15 protein-coding genes are annotated in these 20,500 nt (G+C 71.8%); 7 read left to right on the top strand and 8 right to left on the bottom strand.

All coding sequences use genetic code 11. The features are described 5' to 3' along the window. Window positions 1-2 precede the first annotated feature (2 nt). From glgX to glmS, 4 genes are all read right to left on the bottom strand, one after another. The gene (gene glgX, locus ACX80F_RS00620; RefSeq protein WP_459334447.1) at window positions 3-2,189 is read right to left on the bottom strand and encodes a glycogen debranching protein GlgX; all 2,187 of its coding nucleotides are present in this window, start codon (window positions 2,187-2,189) and stop codon (window positions 3-5) included. A gap of 142 nt (window positions 2,190-2,331) precedes the next feature. After that, window positions 2,332-3,894 carry a bifunctional ADP-dependent NAD(P)H-hydrate dehydratase/NAD(P)H-hydrate epimerase gene (locus ACX80F_RS00615; protein WP_459334446.1) on the bottom strand — a complete coding sequence of 521 codons (1,563 nt, stop codon included), beginning with the start codon at window positions 3,892-3,894 and terminating at the stop codon, window positions 2,332-2,334. Between the two features lie 44 nt (window positions 3,895-3,938). Further along, window positions 3,939-4,310: a holo-ACP synthase gene (locus tag ACX80F_RS00610; RefSeq protein ID WP_459334445.1), complete on the bottom strand. Its 372-nt coding sequence runs from the start codon at window positions 4,308-4,310 to the stop codon at window positions 3,939-3,941. Window positions 4,311-4,364: 54 nt separating this feature from the next. After that, window positions 4,365-6,305: a glutamine--fructose-6-phosphate transaminase (isomerizing) gene (gene glmS, locus ACX80F_RS00605; RefSeq protein WP_459334444.1), complete on the bottom strand. Its 1,941-nt coding sequence runs from the start codon at window positions 6,303-6,305 to the stop codon at window positions 4,365-4,367. 61 nt (window positions 6,306-6,366) lie between these two features. Between glmS and coaA the strand changes: the two genes are divergently transcribed. Continuing rightward, window positions 6,367-7,344: a type I pantothenate kinase gene (gene coaA, locus ACX80F_RS00600; protein ID WP_459334443.1), complete on the top strand. Its 978-nt coding sequence runs from the start codon at window positions 6,367-6,369 to the stop codon at window positions 7,342-7,344. A gap of 2 nt (window positions 7,345-7,346) precedes the next feature. Beyond that, complete coding sequence (locus tag ACX80F_RS00595) at window positions 7,347-8,129, top strand: M15 family metallopeptidase (protein WP_459334442.1); 783 nt, start codon at window positions 7,347-7,349, stop codon at window positions 8,127-8,129. Window positions 8,130-8,134: 5 nt separating this feature from the next. Here ACX80F_RS00595 and ACX80F_RS00590 read toward each other — a convergent pair whose 3' ends face one another. Beyond that, window positions 8,135-8,869, bottom strand: a complete 735-nt coding sequence (locus ACX80F_RS00590; RefSeq protein WP_459334441.1) for an SDR family NAD(P)-dependent oxidoreductase — start codon at window positions 8,867-8,869, stop codon at window positions 8,135-8,137. A gap of 177 nt (window positions 8,870-9,046) precedes the next feature. Here ACX80F_RS00590 and ACX80F_RS00585 point away from each other — a divergent pair, with 177 nt between their 5' ends. From ACX80F_RS00585 to ACX80F_RS00575, 3 genes are read left to right on the top strand one after another with little or no spacing between them, the layout of a single operon-like run. Then, on the top strand, window positions 9,047-10,450 hold the full coding sequence (locus ACX80F_RS00585) for an MFS transporter (protein WP_459334440.1): 1,404 nt from the start codon (window positions 9,047-9,049) through the stop codon (window positions 10,448-10,450). A gap of 4 nt (window positions 10,451-10,454) precedes the next feature. Beyond that, complete coding sequence (locus ACX80F_RS00580) at window positions 10,455-12,617, top strand: molybdopterin oxidoreductase family protein (RefSeq protein ID WP_459334439.1); 2,163 nt, start codon at window positions 10,455-10,457, stop codon at window positions 12,615-12,617. Next, complete coding sequence (locus ACX80F_RS00575; RefSeq protein WP_459334438.1) at window positions 12,614-14,167, top strand: FAD-dependent oxidoreductase; 1,554 nt, start codon at window positions 12,614-12,616, stop codon at window positions 14,165-14,167. Before ACX80F_RS00580 ends, ACX80F_RS00575 begins: the two co-directional genes overlap by 4 nt. Window positions 14,168-14,181: 14 nt before the next feature. On the opposite strand, the gene ACX80F_RS00570 is transcribed toward ACX80F_RS00575, so the two are convergent. Genes ACX80F_RS00570 through nirB form a run of 3 tightly spaced genes read right to left on the bottom strand, consistent with a single transcriptional unit; the run spans window position 14,182 to window position 19,016 of the window. After that, window positions 14,182-15,303, bottom strand: coding sequence for a uroporphyrinogen-III synthase (locus ACX80F_RS00570; protein ID WP_459334437.1), 1,122 nt, complete (start codon window positions 15,301-15,303; stop codon window positions 14,182-14,184). Further along, window positions 15,300-16,334, bottom strand: a complete 1,035-nt coding sequence (gene cobA / locus ACX80F_RS00565; RefSeq protein ID WP_459334436.1) for a uroporphyrinogen-III C-methyltransferase — start codon at window positions 16,332-16,334, stop codon at window positions 15,300-15,302. The genes ACX80F_RS00570 and cobA overlap by 4 nt, the downstream gene beginning before the upstream one ends. Window positions 16,335-16,337: 3 nt before the next feature. Then, window positions 16,338-19,016 carry a nitrite reductase large subunit NirB gene (gene nirB / locus ACX80F_RS00560; RefSeq protein ID WP_459334435.1) on the bottom strand — a complete coding sequence of 893 codons (2,679 nt, stop codon included), beginning with the start codon at window positions 19,014-19,016 and terminating at the stop codon, window positions 16,338-16,340. A gap of 224 nt (window positions 19,017-19,240) precedes the next feature. On the opposite strand from nirB, the gene nirD reads away from it, so the two are divergent. Both nirD and ACX80F_RS00550 read left to right on the top strand, forming a co-directional pair. Then, on the top strand, window positions 19,241-19,603 hold the full coding sequence (gene nirD, locus ACX80F_RS00555; RefSeq protein ID WP_459334434.1) for a nitrite reductase small subunit NirD: 363 nt from the start codon (window positions 19,241-19,243) through the stop codon (window positions 19,601-19,603). Between the two features lie 18 nt (window positions 19,604-19,621). Further along, window positions 19,622-20,431 carry a sirohydrochlorin chelatase gene (locus ACX80F_RS00550; protein WP_459334433.1) on the top strand — a complete coding sequence of 270 codons (810 nt, stop codon included), beginning with the start codon at window positions 19,622-19,624 and terminating at the stop codon, window positions 20,429-20,431. Window positions 20,432-20,500: the final 69 nt, after the last annotated feature.

Genomic DNA, 20,500 nt, shown 5'->3' with positions numbered 1-20,500 from the left:
CGCTAGGGGGTGCCGGTCTTGGCGGTGACCTCGTTGGCGAGGATCGCCAGCGACGCCGCGACCGAGTGGTCGAGATCCTCGACCTCCGTGTGGGCCCGCAGGACCACCATGGACTTCCCTTCGACCGAGACCGTCGCTCCCGACGGGATGGCGGCGGTGTCGGCGTACTTGCCGGCGGTGTCGATCACTTCGTCCCAGGACGTGCCGTACTCGTCGGAGGGAATCGTGAAGTCGACTGCCTCGTCGTGCGCGTTGAAGAACAGCAGGAAGTTGGCGTCGACGATCCGCTGTCCGCGGGCGTCGCGCCCCTGGATGCCCTGACCGTTGAGGAACACCCCGATGGAACGGCCGAAGCCGCTGTCCCAGTCCTCGGGCGCCATGAGCTCACCCGCGGTGTCCAGCCACACGATGTCCGGCAGTGCCTCGCCCTCGCCGCGGCGCACGGGCCGCCCGTCGAAGAACCGGCGACGGCGGAACGTGGGGTGCTCCGAGCGCAGGCGGTTGACGGCCGCGGTGAACTCGAGCAGCGGCTGGTCCATCTTGTCCCAGTGCACCCAGCTGAGCTCGGAGTCCTGGCAGTAGGTGTTGTTGTTGCCGTCCTGCGTCCGACCGACCTCGTCGCCGTGCAGCAGCATCGGCACGCCCTGCGAGAGCAGGAGCGTGGCGATGAAGTTCCGCTGCTGGCGGGCACGGAGCGCGAGGACCTCGGGGTCGTCCGTGGGGCCCTCGGCCCCGCCGTTCCATGACCGGTTGTGCGATTCGCCGTCGTTGTTGTCCTCGCCGTTGGCCTCGTTGTGCTTCTCGTTGTAGGAGACGAGGTCGCGCAGCGTGAAGCCGTCGTGGGCGGTGACGAAGTTGATCGATGCGACGGGGCGCCGCATGGAGTGCTCGTAGAGGTCCGCGGAGCCGGTGAGGCGGGAGGCGAACTCGCCGATGCTGGAGTGCTCGCCGCGCCAGAAGTCGCGGACGGTGTCACGGTACTTGCCGTTCCATTCGGTCCACTGGGGCGGGAAGTTGCCCACCTGGTAGCCGCCGGGTCCTACGTCCCAGGGCTCGGCGATGAGCTTGACCTGCGAGACGATCGGGTCCTGCTGCACGAGTTCGAAGAACGCCGACAGGCGGTCCACCTCGTAGAACTCGCGGGCCAGGGCGGAGGCGAGGTCGAAGCGGAAGCCGTCGACGTGCATCTCGGTGACCCAGTAGCGCAGGGAGTCCATGAGCAACTGCAGGGAGTGCGGGTTCCCGACGTTGAGGGAGTTACCGGTGCCCGTGGTGTCCATGTAGTACTGCTTGTCGTCCTCAACCAGGCGGTAGTAGGACGCGTTGTCGATGCCGCGCATCGAGATGGTGGGGCCCATGTGGTTGCCCTCGGCGGTGTGGTTGTACACCACGTCGAGGATGACTTCGATGCCAGCCAGGTGCAGCTCGCGCACCATGGCCTTGAACTCCTGGACCTGCTCGCCCTGGTCGCCGGAGGAGTTGTACTTGTTGTGCGGTGCGAAGAAGCCGATGGTGTTGTAGCCCCAGTAGTTCGAGAGGCCCTTCTCCTGGAGCGTGCTGTCGTTCACGAACTGGTGCACGGGCATGAGTTCGATCGCCGTCACGCCGAGCTTCTGCAGGTGGGCGATCACCGACGGGTGGGCGATGCCGGCGTAGGTGCCGCGCTGCTCCTCGGGGATGTCCGGGTGCAGCTGCGTGAGGCCCTTGACGTGCGCCTCGTAGATGACGGACTGGTGGTACGGGGTCCGCGGCATGCGGTCGCCGTCCCAGTTGAAGAACGGGTTCACGACGACGCCGAGCATCATGTGCGCGGCGGAGTCCTCGTCGTTGACGGAGTGCTCGTCGCCGAAGTTGTAGCCGAACAGCGCCTGGTCCCAGTCGAGGTCACCGGAGATGGCCTTCGCGTACGGGTCGAGGAGGAGCTTGTTCGGGTTGCAGCGGTGTCCCTCGGCCGGGTTGTTCGGGCCGTGGACCCGGTAGCCGTACTTCTGCCCGGGGGTGACCTGCGGGAGGTAGCCGTGCCAGACGTAGCCGTCGACCTCCTTGAGTTCGATGCGCGTCTCCGTGCCGTCGTCGTCGAAGAGGCAGAGGACCACGAGATCCGCGATCTCACTGTAGAGCGCGAAGTTCGTACCGGTGCCATCGTAGGTGGCTCCCAGGGGGTAAGCGTCGCCGGGCCATAATTCCATGAGTTCTCCTTGTATCTTCTGCCGTGACCGCCTCGTCGGGTGATCACGGTGTTGATTGCACGCGTCGGGGTCCTGGTGCCCCGGGTGCCTGTTCCATGCATAGCGCATTCGTATGTTCGCGCGGTTAATTGCGTCGGTCACCTCAGGGGGTTGCAGCCAGGCGACGCTCCTCCACGAGATCCGCGACCACCGAGCGGATGGGACCGGGCAGTCGGGAGACCACCACCGGGCCGGACAGGGCCGCGTGCCGACCGGCCCGCCCGTGGATCAGTGCTCCCGCGGCCGCGATCGCCGCCCAGAGATCCGCAGGGGCGACGCCCACACGGTCGGCCGCGCCGTCGTCCTCGGCCAGCGTGGCCGCGAGGGCCCCGATGATGCCGGAGAGCGTGTCCCCCGACCCTGCGGTGGAGAGCCAGGGTGTCGCGTCGGCCTGGACGAACAGGGCGCCGGTGGGCGCGGCGACGACGCTCGTATAGCCCTTGAGCAGCACCGTCGCTCCCGTGATCTCGGCGGCCTGCCGCGCGAATCGCGCGGGCTCGGCCTCGATCTCGGACCGCTCGACGTCGACCCCGCGGGCCGCCAGCAGCTCGCGGAGTTCCCCCGCGTGGGGCGTCAGGATGACCTGCGGGCTCACGCGGGCGGGCACCGCGGCGAGCGCGCCGGCATCGACGACGACGGGCAGTCCCGAGTCCATGGCGTCGACGGCCCGCTGCCGCTGGTCGTCGTCGTCCACGGCGCCCGGACCGACGAGCCAGGCCTGCGACTGCGCCTCGGCGATGGAACCTGTCGAGGCCACGACCTCGGGGTTCCGCTGGTGCACCAGGGCCGCGACGGCCTCGGGCCCGAGGTAGCGCACCATCCCGACGCCGGTGGCCAGTGCGGCGCCGACGGCGAGGGCGGCGGCACCCGGGTAGCGGGCGGAGCCTGCGGCGATGCCGAGCACTCCGCGCGAGTACTTCTGGTCGTGTGCCTCGGGGAGGCGGAGGAGGGCCGCGGCGTCGGCGCCCTGCAGGCTGCGTGCGGCCGGGGTGACGCCGGAGAAGTCCAGGCCGATGTCCACGACGTTCACCTGGCCGGCGGCCACCGCGCCGTCGCCGATCAGGAGACCGGGCTTCGCGGCCCCGAAGGTGACGGTCGCGTCGGCGGCGAGGACGGGCCCGTCGACGCGGCCGGTGTCCACGCCGATGCCGCTCGGCAGGTCGCAGGCGACGACGAGCGTGGACCGGGCGGCGCGGGGGCCGGCTGCGGCGTCGAAGGCCCGGACGAAGTGCGCGGCGGGACCGCGCAGGCCGCCGCTGGCACCGGTGCCGAGGATCCCGTCGAGGAGCACGTCGGCGGAGGCCGCGTGGGCCGCCAGCGCTGCGAGGTCCGGGGCGTCGGCCAATCGGACGCTCGTTCCGCCGGCGCGCGTGAAGGCGTCCAGGGCGGCCTCGTGGGCCCGGTCCGCGGTGAGGATCGCCGTCGCGCCGACGCCCCGCCGCAGGAGCCGCTCCCCCGCGTACAGCGCATCCGCGCCGTTGTTCCCGCTCCCAGCGAGCACGACGGCGGTGGCCCCGTAGGTGCCGCGACCGGCGTCGCGCAGGAGGGTGAGGGCGACACCGAACAGGGCGTGGGCGGCCCGCTGCATCAGGGCATCACCCTGGCCGGCGTCGAGGAGTGGTGCCTCCGCAGCGCGGACGTCACCACCGGAAAATGCTTGGAGCATATGGTCGAGCTTAGCGGTAAGCCGGGCGATAATCAGCACGGTTACTATTGCTGGCCCTCCGGTGGGCTGCCTTCGGCGACCACCATGGCCGTGGCGAGGCCGCCGTCGTGGCTGATGGACAGATGCCACGTCCGGACGCCGCGGGCGCGGGCGGCCTCCGCCACGGTCCCGTCGACGACGACCGTGGGCGCCCCGGTCTCGTCGACCGCGATGGTGCAGTGCTGCCAGTTCATGCCCACCGGGGCGCCGACCGCCTTCGCGACGGCCTCCTTGGCCGCGAACCGCGCGGCGAGGGACCGCGTGTTCAGCCCGCGCTCGGCAGGCACGAACAGCCGCTCGAGGAGCGCCGGGGTGCGTTCGAGCTGCAGTCGGAAGCGTTCGACGTCCACGACGTCGACGCCGATGCCGACGATCATGCCCGCACCCGGCCGGGTGCCGCTGCCCGGATGCGCAGCGGCACCGGGAGGGGACTACTCAACCGTGACCGACTTCGCCAGGTTGCGGGGCTGGTCGACGTCGTAGCCCTTGGCGCTGGCGAGGGCCAGGGCGAAGATCTGCAGCGGCACCGTGGTCAGCAGCGGGGCGAGCAGCGTCGGGGACTCCGGCACGTAGAACACGTGCTCCGAGTAGGCCTCGACCGTGGTGTCGCCTTCCTCCGCGATGACGATCGTCACGGCGCCGCGCGCGCGGATCTCCTGGACGTTGGAGACCACCTTGGCGTGCAGGGAGTTGCGGCTGCTCGGGGACGGCATGACGACGACGACGGGCTGGCCCTCCTCGATCAGGGCGATCGGCCCGTGCTTGAGCTCGCCCGCGGCGAAGCCCTCCGCGTGGATGTAGGCGAGCTCCTTGAGCTTCAGGGCCCCCTCCATCGCCACGGGGAAGCCCACGTGGCGGCCGAGGAACAGCACCGACTTGGCGTTGGCCATGTCCGTGCCGAGCTGCTTGATCTTGTCGGCGTCGTCGAGGATGGACTGGATCTTGCCGGGGATGGTGGAGAGGTCCGCGAGGACGTCGGCGATCTCGTCCCGGTACTTGTTGCCGCGCAGCTGCGCCAGGTACAGGCCCAGCAGGTAGGCGGCGGTGATCTGCGCGAGGAAGGCCTTCGTCGAGGCGACGGCGATCTCCGGGCCGGCGTGCGTGTACAGCACGGCGTCCGATTCGCGCGGGATGGTGGAGCCGTTGGTGTTGCAGATGGCGACGACCTTGGCGCCCTGCTCACGGGCGTAGCGGACGGCCATGAGGGTGTCCATGGTCTCGCCGGACTGCGAGATCGCGACGACGAGCGTCTTCTCGTTCACGATGGGGTCGCGGTACCGGAACTCGTGGGACAGCTCCACCTCGGTGGGGATGCGGCACCAGTGCTCGATCGCGTACTTGGCCACCTGGCCGGCGTAGGCGGACGTGCCGCACGCGAGCACCACGATCTTGTCGACCGAGCGCAGGATCGCCTCGTCGATGCGCAGTTCGTCGAGCATCAGGTTGCCGTCGACGCCGGAGCGGCCGAGGAGGGTCTGGCCGACGGCGTCGGGCTGGTCGTGGATCTCCTTCTCCATGAAGGAGTCGAAGCCGCCCTTCTCGGCGGCGGCGGCGTCCCAGCTGACGTGGAACTCGGTGCCCTCGGCGGGGGCGCCGAAGAAGTCGGTGATGGTGACGTCGTCGGGCGTGATGGTGACGATCTGGTCCTGGCCGAGCTCGACGGCGCGGCGGGTGAAGTCGATGAACCCGGAGACGTCGGATCCGAGGAAGTTCTCGCCGTCGCCCAAGCCCACCACGAGCGGGGAGTTGCGGCGGCCGGCGGCGACGACGCCGGGCTGGTCCTGGTGGATGGCGAGGAGCGTGAAGGCGCCTTCCAGGCGCTGGCAGGCCTGCTGCAGGGCGAGGGTCAGGATGTCGCCCTCGGTGCCGTTCTCGACGAGCCCGCGGTACAGCCGGCCCACGAGCCCGGCCGCGACCTCGGTGTCGGTGTCGGAGATGAAGGACAGTCCCTCGGCGGTCAGCTCCGCCTTGAGCTCGGCGTAGTTCTCGATGATGCCGTTGTGGATCACCGCGAGCCTGCCGTCGTCGGCGAGGTGCGGGTGCGCGTTCTGGTCGGTCGGTCCGCCGTGGGTCGCCCACCGCGTGTGCCCGATCCCGGTCAGCGACCGCGGCAGCGGATCGGCTGCCAGTTCCGCGACGAGGTTCGTGAGCTTGCCGGCCTTCTTCCGGGACTCGATGCCCTCGGCCGTGATCACCGCCACCCCGGCGGAGTCGTAGCCGCGGTACTCGAGGCGCCGGAGGCCTTCCATCACGACGTCGAGTGCGCCGTGCTGCGCCTCGGACGCCTCCTGATCGAATGCCGGGGCGACCGAGTCGAGCGCCGATGATCCCTGGCCGTTGTCCCGGCCCACATATCCAACGATTCCACACATGACATCCAGCGTACCCGTGGCCGTGTTTGTTAATGCGCAGGCCACCGGGCAGAATCGTCAGGTGAATGACAGAGGCACGGGGACGCAGCAGGCCATCAATGCCGAATCCTTCACCCCCTTCGTGGAGCTCGACCGCCAGACCTGGTCCCGCCTGTCCCACGAGATCAGGAGCCCGCTGAACTTCGAGGACGTCCAGCGGCTGCGCGGCCTGGGCGATGCCCTGAACCTCGACGAGGTGCGCGAGGTGTACCTCCCTCTCTCCCGCCTGCTGAACCTGTATACGGCAGCGGCCGACCAGCTCCACGCAGCCACCAACACCTTCCTCGGCGAGCGCACCACGCGCACGCCGTTCGTGATCGGCGTCGCCGGGTCCGTCGCGGTGGGCAAGTCGACGACGGCGAGGGTGCTGCGCGAGCTCCTGCGGCGCTGGCCGGACACCCCCGATGTGGCCCTGATCACCACGGACGGGTTCCTCTACCCGAATGCGGAGCTCGAGCGCCGCGGCCTCATGCAGCGCAAGGGCTTCCCCGAGTCCTACGACCGCCGCCGGCTCCTGCGCTTCGTCAGCGAGGTCAAGAGCGGAGCCGCCGAGGTCCGCGCCCCCTCGTATTCGCACCTCACCTACGACATCGTGCCCGGTCGCGAAGTGGTGGTCCGCCGTCCTGACGTCCTCATCGTCGAGGGCCTCAACGTGCTCGCGCCGGCACGCCCGCGTCCCGACGGCATCACGGGACTCGCGCTGAGCGACTTCTTCGACTTCTCCATCTACGTCGACGCGAAGACCGCGAACATCAAGGAGTGGTACATCCACCGCTTCCAGTCCCTGCGCTCCGGCGCGTTCGCCAACCCTGAGTCCTACTTCCACCGGTACGCCGACCTCAGTGACGAGGAAGCCCGGCGGACGGCGACCGGCATCTGGGAGAGCATCAACGAGCCGAACCTCGTGGCGAACGTCCTGCCCACGCGCGGGCGGGCGCAGCTCGTGCTCACGAAGGACGCGGACCACTCGGTGCGCCGCATGCTCCTGCGGAAGACCTGACCATGCGCGTCCTGCCGACGGTGGGGCTGCTTGTCCTCGCCGTCGCGCTCTCCGCCTGTTCCGGGCCGGACCCCGCGCCCGATGCCCCCTCCGTCGGCAGTCTTCCCGCCCCGCCCCAGCGCCCACCGGGTCCCGCGGCGGGCGGTCCGGGGAACGCGCCCGCCGCGACGGCATCGGCTGCCCCTGCCGCTGACGCACACCTGGACCCCGCTGCCATCGACGTCGTCGTGAACAAGCGCAGGCCCCTGACGCCGCTGGACTACGCGCCCGCCGACCTGCGCCGGCCCGACGTCGCCACACCCACCGGCTTCGACCTCCTGCGCCCGGATGCCGCAGCGGCGGTGGAGGCGATGTTCGCGGCGGCGGCCGCCGACGGCGTGAACCTGACCATGGTGAGCGGATACCGGTCCTTCGCGGACCAGGAAGCCACCTACGCGTACTGGGTGGGCCAGTACGGCGGCCCGGCCGGCGCGGACACCGTGTCCGCCCGTCCGGGCTATTCGGAGCACCAGACGGGCCTCGCCTTCGACCTCGCGCAGGCCGACGGCGCCTGCACCCTCGTGCGCTGTTTCCAGGACACCCCCGCCGGGCAGTGGGCGGCGGCGAACGCTGCCGAGTTCGGGTTCATCCTCCGCTACCCGCTCGGCTTCCACGAGATCACTGGATTCTCGGCGGAATCCTGGCACTACCGCTATGTGGGCACGGACGTCTCGCTCGCCATGGAGGCGGCCGGGTCGCAGACCCTCGAGGAGCACTTCGGCCTGCCGCCGGCGCCGTCGTACTGAGCCGCTCAGCGGCTCCCCGGTAGCGCGACGCCCGTCTCGTCGGCGAGCACCCGGAGCAGCCGGTCCTGGAACGCGGGGTCCAGCACGGCGGCGTGGGGCTCCCTCCGCTCACGGTGGAACCAGTACGCGCCGGTCGTGAGTGCCTCGGGATCCTCGCCCGTCGCGAGCCACACCTGGGTCCGGTGGCCGAGGTCGAGCTCGTCCGGTGCTGTGGGGCCGCCCATCCTCGTGGGGACCCAGCCGGGATCCACCGCGTTGCTGAGGACGTCCGGGCGCAGTCGCGCCACCGCGGCGGAGAAGGTGGTGAGGAAGAGCTTGCTGTCCGCGTAGCGGCCCGGCATGCGGCCCCGCCAGTCCACGCCGTCGAGGGACGGACGCCCGCTGTAGTGCGATCCGCTGCTCAGGTACACGTGCCGCCGCGGGCCCTCGAGCAGGGCGGTCAGGAGGTAGGGGGCGATCACGTTGACGGGCAGAACCGCCGGTCCGCTCCAGACCCCCGCGTTGTGGATGACGACGTCGAGCGGTGTTCCCGCGTTCAGCTCGGCGGCGATCCGCCGGACGGCCTTCCGGTCCCCGAAGTCCCCCACCACGAGCTCCGCGCCCTGACCGGCGAGTGGTGTGAGGGCGCCCGCGCGCTCCCCGGTGCGGGCATGCACGACGACGTCGTGCCCTTCCTGCAGGAGGGCTTCCGCCGCAGCCCGGCCCAGCCCTTCGACCGACCCCGTGACCAGCACCTTCATGATCGCCCTCCTTCGTCGGATCGGGCCTCCGCTGCGCGCAGCGGGTTCCCACGACCTCACGGTACCCACCGGGCACGGATAGGTGAACGTCACGGGGCGTTTACGCAGCACGCGGGGAACGGAAACGCGCGCTCACTAGCCTCGGGGGATCAGCCGCACCAGCCCACGGAGGACTCAGTGAGCATCGACGAAGCAGCATCCCCCGCACTGGCTCCAGCACGTGCCGAGAGCGCACCCCCCCTGGCCTACCGTTCCGGCCGGTGGATCGACAACTGGGACGCCGAGGACACCGCCCAGTGGAGCAGCGGCGGCAGGTCGATCGCCCGGCGCAACCTGCACTGGTCGATCGCGTGCGAGTTCCTCGGTTTCGTGGTCTGGCAGCTGTGGTCGATCGTCGTCGTGTACCTGCCGGCGGCGGGCTTCACCTTCTCGACGTCGCAGATCTTCTGGCTGATCTCCATGCCGTCCCTCGTCGGGGCGACGCTGCGCATCCCCTACACGTTCATGGTGCCGAGGCTGGGCGGCAGGAACTGGACCGTCATCTCCGCCCTGCTCCTGCTGATCCCGACCATCGGGCTGGGGCTGTGCGTCTCCAACCCCGACACCCCGTTCGGCGTGATGCTCGCGGTGGCGGCACTCGCGGGATTCGGTGGCGGCAACTTCGCGAGCTCGATGGCGAACATCACGTTCTTCTTCCCCGCCCGGGAGAAGGGCTGGGCCCTCGGGCTGAATGCGGCAGGCGGCAACCTCGGTGCCGCGGTCGCTCAACTGGTGGTGCCCATCGTCATCGCCCTCAGCGCCGCCGCGACGCTGGACCTGCCCCTCGCGGGCTGGATCTGGGTGCCCCTGATCCTCGCCGCGGCCCTGGGCGCCTGGAAGTTCATGGACAACCTCTCCAGCGCCCGCAGCGATCTCGCCGGGTCCCTGGCGGCTGTCCGGGAACCGCACCTGTGGATCATGGCGCTGCTCTACATCGGCACGTTCGGGTCGTTCATCGGATTCGCCGGAGTCTTCCCGAAGCTGATCGTCGATACCTTCCCCGCTTTCTCCTCGATCGCCATGGGCCCGGCCACGCTGTCCCTCGCGTTCCTCGGCCCCCTGGTCGGATCCCTCGCCCGGCCCTTCGGCGGACGCCTCGCGGACCGCTTCGGCGGCGCCGTGATCACGGTGGGGGCCTTCGCGGTCATGGCCGCGATCGCCCTGGCGGTCGTCTGGACGCTCCCCCTGTCCGACTTCTGGCTCTTCCTCGGCCTCTTCCTCGTCCTCTTCGCGGCCGCCGGCGCGGGCAACGGGGCGACCTACCGCATGATCCCCGTCATCTTCGCGCGGCGGGGAGCCGCTGCAGGGTCCGAGCTCCGGGAATCCGTGAGCACCGCCCGCAAGTCCGCCGCGGCCCTCGGCCTCATCTCCGCGGTCGGCGCCTACGGGGGCTTCCTCATCCCCCAGGTACTCAACGCCTCGAAGGGCGCCTCGGGCAGCTACGACTCCGCGTTCTACGGCTTCGTCGGAGGGTACGTCCTGATGCTCGCCGTGACCTGGTTCTTCTACCTCCGGCCCTCCTCCACCCTCGGCAAGGTCTGACCCGATGCAGCAGGCACGTGCCGGGCAGCCGACTCACTGCCCCTACTGCGCCCTCCAGTGCGCCATGACGGTGACCGCGCCTGGCACGCACGACCGCGCGGCCGACCTCGAGGGCCGCGACTTCCCCACCAACCGGGGCGGGCTCTGCCGCAAGGGCTGGTCCGCGGCGGAGCTGCTCGACCACCCGGACCGCCTCACCGTGCCGCTGGTCCGCGACGCCGACGGGATCCTCCGGGAGGTCTCCTGGGACGCGGTCCTGAACCTCATCAGCGACCGTGTCCGGGACATCCAGGCCCGGCACGGCCGGGACGCCGTCGCCGTGTTCGGTGGCGGCGGCCTGACCAACGAGAAGGCGTACACCCTCGGCAAATTCGCCCGCCTCGCGCTGCGCACCTCGCGGATCGACTACAACGGCCGGTTCTGCATGTCGTCCGCGGCCGCCGCCGGCAACCGGGCATTCGGGGTCGACCGGGGACTCCCTTTCCCCCTCGAGGACCTCGGCACCGCGTCCGCGGTCCTGCTCCTCGGCTCCAACGCGGCTGACACCATGCCGCCCTTCATCCGGCATCTGAGCGGCGCACAGGCCGCGGGTGGCCTGGTCGTCGTCGACCCCCGTCGTTCGGCCACCGCCCGCCTCACCGACCAGGGCAGGGGGATCCACCTGCAGCCCACCCCCGGCACCGACCTCGTCCTGCTCCTGGGGTTGGCCCATGTCGTGGTGGCGGAGGGTCTGGCGGACCACCGCTTCCTGGAGGCGCGGACCAGCGGACACGAGGACGTCACCCGCGGCCTCGCGCAGTGGTGGCCCGAACGGGTGCAGGGCATCACGGGGGTGCCCGCGGCGTCCCTGCGGGCTGTGGCGCGGCTCCTTGCTGCGGCGGCGCGCCGGGGCGCGGACGGCGGACACGGCGCCTACATCCTGACCGGCCGGGGCATCGAGCAGCACGCCGATGGCACCGACACCACGACGGCCGCGATCAACCTGGCGCTGCTCCTCGGGCTCCCGGGCACGGCGCACAGCGGGTACGGGACGCTCACGGGCCAGGGCAACGGCCAGGGCGGGCGGGAGCACGGGCAGAAGGCGGACCAGCTCCCGGGGTACCGGCGGATCACCGACCCGGCGGCGCGGGCCCACGTCGCCGCCATCTGGGGTGTCCCCGAGGACGCCATCCCCGGGCCGGGCCTGCCCGCCGTCGAGCTCCTCACCTCGCTCGGTGTGCCGGGCGGTACTCAGTGCCTCTTCGTGCACGGCGCGAACGTGGCCGTCTCCGCGCCCGACGCCGCCACGGTCATCGAGGGCCTGCGCTCGCTCGACCTCCTCGTCGTGTCCGACTTCTTCCTGTCGGAGACGGCAGCGCTCGCGGACGTCGTCCTGCCGGTCCTGCAATGGGCCGAGGAGGACGGCACGGTGACGAATCTGGAGGGCAGGATCCTGCGGCGCCGTCGGGCCGTCGACCCGCCCCCCGGTGCCCGGAGCGAGCTGTGGGTCATGCAGGAGCTGGCGCGCCGACTGGACGCACCCTCCCTGTTCAGTGAGGATCCCTCGACCATGTTCGACGAGCTCGCGCGCGCCAGCGCCGGCGGCATCGCGGACTACTCGGGGCTCGACTACGGCGTGCTCGACCGTGGCGCCCCCGCGTACTGGCCGTACCCGGCGGGCACGTCCGGGACGCCGCGGCTGTTCGTCGACGCCTTCGCGCACGCGGACGGTCGCGCCGTGCTGGTCGCCGTCGTCCCGCGGGCCGACGCCGCTGCGGCGCGCCGGCCCGCCCCCTTGCTCCTGGCGACGGGTCGGCTCCTCGAGCACTACCAGTCGGGCACCCAGACCCGCCGTGTCCCGGAGCTGCTCGCGGCCCAGCCGGTCCCACGGCTCCAGCTCCATCCCTCCACCGCGCAGGACCTCGGGATCGCGCGGGGCGACGCCGTGGTCGTGACGAGCCGCCACGGCGAGGCCCGGGCGCTGGCCGACCCTACCCCCGACATCCGCCAGGACACGGTCTTCCTGGCGTTCCACTTCGCGGACGCAGGGTCGGCGAACCGCGTGACGGGCAGCAGCACCGACCCGGTGTCGGGCATGCCGGAGTTCAAGACGACACCTGTCAGCGTGACCCGCCTGGCGTCCGTGGACCATCGCGTTCCCGCCGACGGACTGCGGGTCATCTCGTGAAGCCCCCGGAGCTCCCTGTCCCGTCCCGTGTCGTCGTCGTCGGTTTCGGGCCCGTCGCGGCGCGGCTCGTCGAGCACCTCGAGCCCCTCGTCGCCGCAGGGCTGGTCTCGCTGACGGTGATCGGCCAGGAGGACGACGCCGCCTACAACCGCGTGCTGGTCGCCGATGTCGCGGTCGGGCGGACCCGGGAGGCCGCGATCCGGCTCGCGGACGCCGACGGGCTCCGGGCCGCCGGCATCGACGTGCGTCTGGGCACCCGGGTGGCACGCATCGACCGGCCCTTCCGGCGCGTGCTGCTGACGGACGGCGGGGCCGTGGACTACGACCGCCTGGTCCTGGCGACCGGATCCCGTCCCGTCCGTCCGCGGCTGGAAGGGCTGGAGGGGCCCGACGCCGAGGACCTCCCGCCGGGGGTCGGTTTCCTCCGCGATCTCTCCGACGCCCGGGCAGTGGCCGCCGCGCTCGCCGGGCACCAGCGCATCGTCGTCCTGGGCGGCGGCATCCTCGGGATCGAGGCTGCCCTCGCCGCGGCCGAGGAGGGCGGGCGCATCACCCTCGTCCATCACGGCCGCTCCCCCATGGAACGGCTCCTCGGGGACGGGTCGCGGGTGCTGGCGACGGCACTGCGCTCCGCCGGCATCAACGTCGTGGCCGGCACATCCACGGGCGTGGAGCTCGAGGACGGGCGTTTCGCGGGTGTCCGCCTGGAGGGCGGCACCCGGGTGGACGGCGATGCCCTCGTCCTCGCCTGCGGCGTGCGTCCGCGGACGGAGCTGGCGGAGGGCAGCGATCTGGCGGTCGCCGACGGCATCCTCGTGGACCACACGCTGCGGGCCGTCGGCTCGGACGACATCTGGGCCATCGGCGACTGCGCCGAGGTGTGCTGCCTGCGCCTCTCCTGCGAGGCGTGTTCGGGCAGCACGGCACCCCAGGGCCTCATCGGCCCGGGCTGGCAGCAGGCCGACGACCTCGCGCGCGCGTTCATCACGGAGCTGTCCGGGGACGGCCCGCGCCCGCGGGAGCTCGACGCGGGGACCGCGGCCAGGCCGGGCAGGCGGCGGGAGCCCGTCGTCGTCCTGAAGGCCCGGGGCGTCGACGCCGTGGTCGCGGGCGAGACGCAGGCGGACCCCTGGACGGTGGAGCCGGGACTCACGGTGGCGGAGTGGGCCGACCCGGGGCACGGACGCTACGCGAAAATGGTCACACGTGACGGCGTCCTCACCGGGCTCGTCTGCGTCGGGATGCCGCGCACCGGCGCCGAGCTGGTGCTGCTGTTCGAGCGGGGCAGCGAACTCCCGGCGGATCGCTCCAGCCTGTTGCGGCTCGACAGCGCGGAGGGGATGCCGGCCGCATCACCTCCCGGCCCGGCCACCACGCTGTGCCGCTGCGCGGGAGTCACCCACGGCTCGGTGCAGGAGTCCGTGGCCGCCGGCTGCGCCTCCGTGCAGGACGTCTCCACGGCCACCCGGGCGGGGACCGGGTGCGGCGGGTGCCGTGATGACATCCGGACCGTCATCGAACGGCACTTCGCCGCGGCCGTCGCGTCATGAGGCGACGGGGCAGGCTAGAGGTGGAGCCGGTACCCGCGCTTGACGACCGTCTCGATCAGGGTCGGGTCGGGGAGGGCCTTCCGCAGGCGGTTGACGCTCATGTCGAGTGCATGCTCCGCACCGGCGGGGGGCAGGAGGGCCGTGAGGGTCTCCCGGCTCAGGACCGCCCCCCGCGCCGCCACGAGGGCCTTGAAGAGCACCAGCTGCGCGGGGGCGAGCTCCACCCGGACGTCGTCCACCCGTACGGACCGACCGCGCACCTCGACGTGGCCGGAGTGCGTGGAGAGCTGCTCCACATGGTGCTCGGCCAACTGGTCGCAGACCAGGCGGATCAGCGCCCCCATGCGGAACCGCTCGGGGACGACGGGCGTGATCCCGGCGTCGAGCAGGGGCTGCGCCGTCACCGGCCCGACGGCGGCGGCGAGGACGCCGTGCCCGAACCTGCGCACGAGATCCTCCTGCATGCCCTGCTCGGCCGCGGTGCTGAACAGGGCGTCGACCGCCGGCGCGCTCGTGAAGGTGACGCAGTCGAGCTGGCCGGCGCACACGGCCTCGATAAGTCGCGGCAGCCGTTCTGAGCCCTCCGGCTTGATCCACCGGTAGGGCGTGACGGTGAGCAGCGTGGCACCGGCCTCCCGGAGCCGTTCGAGCTGGTGTTCGTCGGCGTAGGCGTGCAGCTGGACACCGATCGTGAGGCCCGCGACATCCTCCTGGAGCAGCTGGTCCACGAGGGTCGCCGTCGTCTCGTCGGAACTGATCCCGACGTCGTCCAGCCCGGCCGCGCGCACCGCCCCCCTGGCTTTCGGCCCCCGGACGTGGATCCGGCCGTTCCCGAGCACGTCGAGCAGGTCGTCGCCCAGCCCCGCGGCATCGGCGGCCTCGAACCAGCGGCGCATCCCGTACGCGGTCGTGATGACGAAGAGGTCCGGGCGTGCCGCCACCATCGCAGCCGTATCCGCGAGGAGCGCCACATCCTCCGCGATCGGTGCGATCTTCAGCGCAGGCGCGTGGAACACGGAGGCGCCCCGCCGCTCGAGCGCGTCGATCAGGTCGCTCGACCGGCGGTCCGAGGTCACCCCGATGCGGAACCCGGCCAGCTGGCCGGCCGATCCGTCGAAGCCGGTGGTTGCGCTCATGACGCCAGCGATTCGGTCAACGTGGCGAGGTGGGCGGCACTGCCCTGCAGCTCCAGCCCCACACGCACCACCTCACCGATGACGAGGACCGCAGGGGACTGGCAGCGCGCGGCACCCGCGTCCGTGACGATCGTCGAGAGCGTCCCCGACGTCGTCCGCTGGGATGCGCTGTACCCGCGCTCGACGACGGCGACCGGCATGTCCGGGCGCATTCCCGCCCGGCCGAGACCCGCGACGAGCTGGGGCAGCGTCGAGACGCCCATGAGGACCACGATGGTCCCGCCGAGACCCGCGAGGTGGAGGTGCTCTGCGTCGGTCAGCGGCGCGTGCCCGGAGACCACCGTGAACAGGTGGCTGACCCCGCGGTGCGTGACGGGGATGCCCGCGGCCGCCGGGACGCCGACGGACGAGCTGATGCCCGGCAGCACGGCGCAGGGCACGCGCGCCTCGAGGCACGCGGCGAGCTCCTCGCTCCCGCGGCCGAACACGAAGGGGTCACCGCCCTTCAGTCGCACCACGTGCTGTCCGGCGAGGGCGTGCTGCACCAGGAGGGCATTGATGCCGGCCTGCGGCACCCGGTGGTGGCCGGGCAGTTTCCCGACGTCGACGAGCTCCGCCGACGGCGCGAACTCGGCGAGGCACTCCGTCGGTCCGAGCCGGTCGTAGAGGACGACGTCGGCGTCCCTCAGCGCGGCGGCCGCGTCGAGGGTCAGGAGTCCGCGGGCGCCGGGGCCGCCGCCGACCAGGCTCACGTGCCCGGTGCCGGAGGCGGCCGGTTCCCGGGTGAGAAGCGCGCCGGCGTCCCGGCACCGGCGGCGCAGGTGGTCGTGGGCCGAGGCCGGTGGCGCGCCGGAGCCCTCCACCTGGACCACGAGGGTGGCGCCGTCGAGCTGCCCGACGGCGGAGTCAAGCGCGTCGAAGCGACCGACGTCGGCTCCTGCGGCGCGGTAGCGGGCGACGATCCGCCGCGCCTGGCGCGCGGATCCGAGCACCACCACGCGGTGTCCGGCCAGGTCGATGTCCAGGTGCACGGCTCAGCCCTCCAGGGGCTCTGCTGCCGGTCCTGTCGGGACGCGGACGGGGATCACGGTGCCCAGACCCACCCGGGCGGCTCCGGCGTCGATCTCCTCCTGCGTGGCAGGGCGGCGCTGGCCGCGCTCCTCCACGAGGACGATCGACTGGTCGGCGGCCTCCGGCGCGTTGACGAAGGACCGGAAACGGCGGAGCCTGTCCGGGTCCTTGAGGGTGGCAGCCCACTCGTCCTCGTAGTGCTCCACGTGCCGGCCCATCGCGGCCTCCAGGTCCGCGGCGATCCCGAGGGAATCCCCGACCACGACGTCACGCACGTGGTCGAGGCCGCCGTCGAGGTCGTCCATCCACCGCGCGGTCCGCTGCATCCGGTCCGCCGTGCGGATGTAGTACATGAGGTAGCGGTCGATGTACCGGACGAGGGTCTCACTGTCGAGGTCCTGGGCGAGGAGCTGCGCGTGCGCGGGCTGGAAGCCGCCGTTGCCCCCGACGTAGAGGTTCCAGCCCTGGTCCGTGGCGATCACCCCCACGTCCTTGCTCCGGGCCTCCGCGCATTCGCGGGCGCACCCCGACACGCCCATCTTGAACTTGTGCGGCGCCCGCAGCCCGCGGTACCGCAACTCCAGCTCGATGGCCATCGCGACGGAGTCCTGCACGCCAAAGCGGCACCAGGTCGACCCCACGCAGGACTTCACGTTCCGCAGCGCCTTGCCGTACGCCTGCCCGGATTCGAACCCCGCCTCGACGAGGATCTTCCAGATCTCCGGCAGCTGCTCCAGCCGGGCGCCGAAGAGGTCGATCCGGAGCGCGCCGGTGAGCTTCACGTACAGGCCGAACTGCTCGGCGACCTGCGCGATGACCGCGAGCTTCTGTGGGGTGATCTCCCCGCCGGGGATGCGGGGCACCACGGAGTAGGTGCCGTTGCGCTGCATGTTCGCGAGCGCGCGGTCGTTGGTGTCCTGCAGGGACCCGCGTCCGCCGTCGAGCACGTATTCCCCGCGCTGCGTGGCGAGGATGGAGCCGATGGCCGGCTTGCAGATGTCACAGCCGTGCCCAGCCTTCGCCTCCTCGGATGCCCCGAAGCGGCGGAGGATGACCTGGAAGGACGCCAGATCGAGGGCCTGGATGGCTTCGAAGAGGTCCGGACGTGACATCGCGAAGTGCTCGCAGATACCCTTCGAGACGGCACGGCCCGCCTTCGTGAATTCGCCGTCGAGCAGCTTCTTCAGCATGGGGACGCAGGAGCCGCACTGCGTCCCGGCGCGCGAGCAGGCCTTGAGGGCCGGCAGGTCGAGGGCGGGCTCCGCAGCGGACCCATCCGTACCCAGTCCGTGGACGGCGGACCGGCAGGCGCCGGCCGTCACGTTGTTGCAGGAGCAGAGGATGACGTCGTCGGGCAGCTCCGACGGCGGGGCGTCGCCTTTCCCGGCCGAGGAGAGGTAGGCGCCGGGCTCCGCGGGTAGCTCCCGTCCCAGCAGCGGCCTCAGCGCGGAGTAGGGTGCGGCGTCGCCCACGAAGATGCCGCCGAGGAGCGTCCTCGCGTCGTCGGTGACCACGAGCTTCTGGTAGAGCCCCCGGGCGGGGTCCGCGTAGACGATCTCGAGGCTGCCGTCCGTCTCCGCGAGCGCATCCCCGAAGCTCGCGACCTCGACGCCCGAGAGCTTGAGCTTGGTGGCGGTGTCGAAGCCGGGAAAGCTCGAGCGGCCGCCGAGGATGCCGTCGGCACACACTTCCGCCATCGCGTTCGCGGGGGCCACCAGCCCCATGCTGACGCCCTCGTAGCTCGCCACCTCCCCGATCGCCCAGACGCCGGGAGCGGCGGTCGCGCAGGCTGCGCTGATCACCACGCCGCCGCGGGGTGCCACGTCGAGTCCTGCCTCGCGGGCGAGCTCGTCGCGGGGCCGGATGCCGACGGCGAGCACCACGAGGTCCGCCGGGAGGACCGCGCCGTCGCTCAGGGACACGCCCGTGACCACACCGTCGTCGTCCGTCTCGATGGCGACGGGCGCTCCGCCGCAGTGGATGCCCAGCCCCTTGGCGCTGATGAGCCTGCCCAGTGCCTGGCCGCCGCCCTGGTCGAGCTGCGCGTTCATCAGCCAGCCGGCGCGGTTGACCACGGTGGCCGCGGCGCCGAGCTGCTGCAGTCCACCGGCGGCTTCGAGGCCGAGCAGCCCTCCCCCGATGACGACGGCGCGGGGTGTCCGGCCGAGGCCGGCGGTGAGCCGGGCCGTCTCCGCCCGCAGCCACTGGACGTCGTCGAGGGTGCGGTAGACCGCGGCGTGCTCGGCACCGGGGAGCGGCAGGCGCACGGCATCCGAGCCGGTCGCCAGCACGAGGTCGTCGTAGGCGTACCCCTCGCCGGAGGCGCCTTCGACGGACCGCGCCGCGAGGTCCAGGCGGACCGCCCGCTCCCCCGTCACGAGCCGGATCGCGGGTTCCCGCCACATGAGCGGCTCGCCGAGCCCGAGGTCCACGTCACCGGTCAGCGCACTGCTGAGGGCCACGCGATCGTAGGGTGCGTGCTCCTCCTCCGCCAGGACCGTGATGTGCAGTCCAGCCGTTCCGCGCCGCCACAGCGCCTCGACGAAGCGGTGGGCAGCCGGACCCCCGCCGACGACGACCACGCGTCGGTCCCGCGAAAGGGCGTCCGCCTCCACCGGTGGGGATGATCGGGTCTCGCTCATGTGGTGCCTTCCGTCCGGACCGGGGCGCTCCCGCTGGTCCCTCCACGGTACGAACAGGCAGTTTCTCCGATGTGTCGCCGATGTGTCGCCGTGTTAACTTCGGGCTCACCGCCGGGAGTCCGTGCCGTGAGGCGCCCGTTACCGCGACGCAACAGCCCCGGGACCTCGACGACACGTCCGCCGCCTAGCGTTGCAGGAACGCATTCGCCACTGAGGAGACCGCCATGACCGAGCTCATCCTGCAGCGTCCTGCCCGCCCGAGCGCCGGCTGGGTCGCCGTCTGCCACCTCGACGACCTCGAGGAGTGCTGGGGCGAGGCGGCGCTCGTCGGCCGGAAACAGATTGCGCTGTTCCGCCTGCCGGGCGGCCGCGTGCACGCCGTCGGAAATATCGATCCGCGGACACGGGCGGCCGTCATGGCACGCGGGATCGTCGGATCACGGGGTACGGTATCCACGATCGCCTCGCCCCTCCACAAGGAGATCTACGACCTGGCGAGCGGCGCCTGCCTGTCCGGTGGGGAGGGCCTCCACGCCTACCCGGTGCGGTGCGTCGACGGCATCGTCGAGGTCGACGTTGCCGGTTGAACCGGGGACAGTGCTTCAATGGCTGCCATGACGGTGACTGCGCCCCCGAGCTCCCTGCCCGTCCTCATCGCCTGTTCGCATGGCACCGACAACGTCCAGGGCCGGCGTGAGATCGATGCCGTCCGTGCAGGGATCACGGCGCTCCGCCCGGAGCTGGACGTCCGCGAGGCGTACGTCGACGTGCAGGAGCCGGATCTCGTGGACGTGGTGGCGTCACTGCCGGCGGGCCGGCCGGCCGTCATCGTGCCGCTGCTGCTCTCCGTGGGCTACCACGTCAAGGTGGATATCGCCCGGGCTGCGGCGAGCAGGCCCGGAACAGTATCGGCGCTCCCGTTGGGCCCGGATCCGCGCCTCGCCCGGGTGCTGCAGCAGCGCCTCACCGAGGCAGGCGTCGACGTCGCCGACGCCGTGGTGCTCGCCGCCGCGGGATCCTCCGATGCCTGTGCCGCGGAGGACGTCGCCGAGGTGCAGGCCGTGCTCGCCGAACTCAGGACGGGCCCGGTGCGTGCGGGCTTCGGGTCGAAGGCCGTCCCGTCCGTGCCCGACGCCGTCGCCGCCCACCGGGCGGGGTCCGGTCGGTCGGTCGCGGTCGCGTCCTACCTGCTGGCCCCCGGCTACTTCCACGATCAGTTGGCGAAGGCGGGCGCCGATGTGGTGAACGCGCCCCTGCTCCCGAGTCCGGTGATCGCGGAGATCGCCCTGTCGCGCTACGACGACGCCGTCGGCCGCCTGGCCACCGGGCCGTCCCGGAAAGCGGCGGGTTGCGACCGGCCGTGCAGGGCGCAGGTCTCCTCATGCGTCCGGGACGGTGCTGCCCGCGTGGAGTGACCGCCCTTCGAAGGGTTTCCTCTGCGCCTGCGTGCGTGTTCCAGCCGTCGGGCCTCGCGCCTTGCCGCC

Source organism: Arthrobacter sp. TMS2-4 (assembly GCF_054511075.1).
Note: the sequence above shows the minus strand (reverse complement) of the source record. Positions and strands in the feature narration are given on the sequence as shown.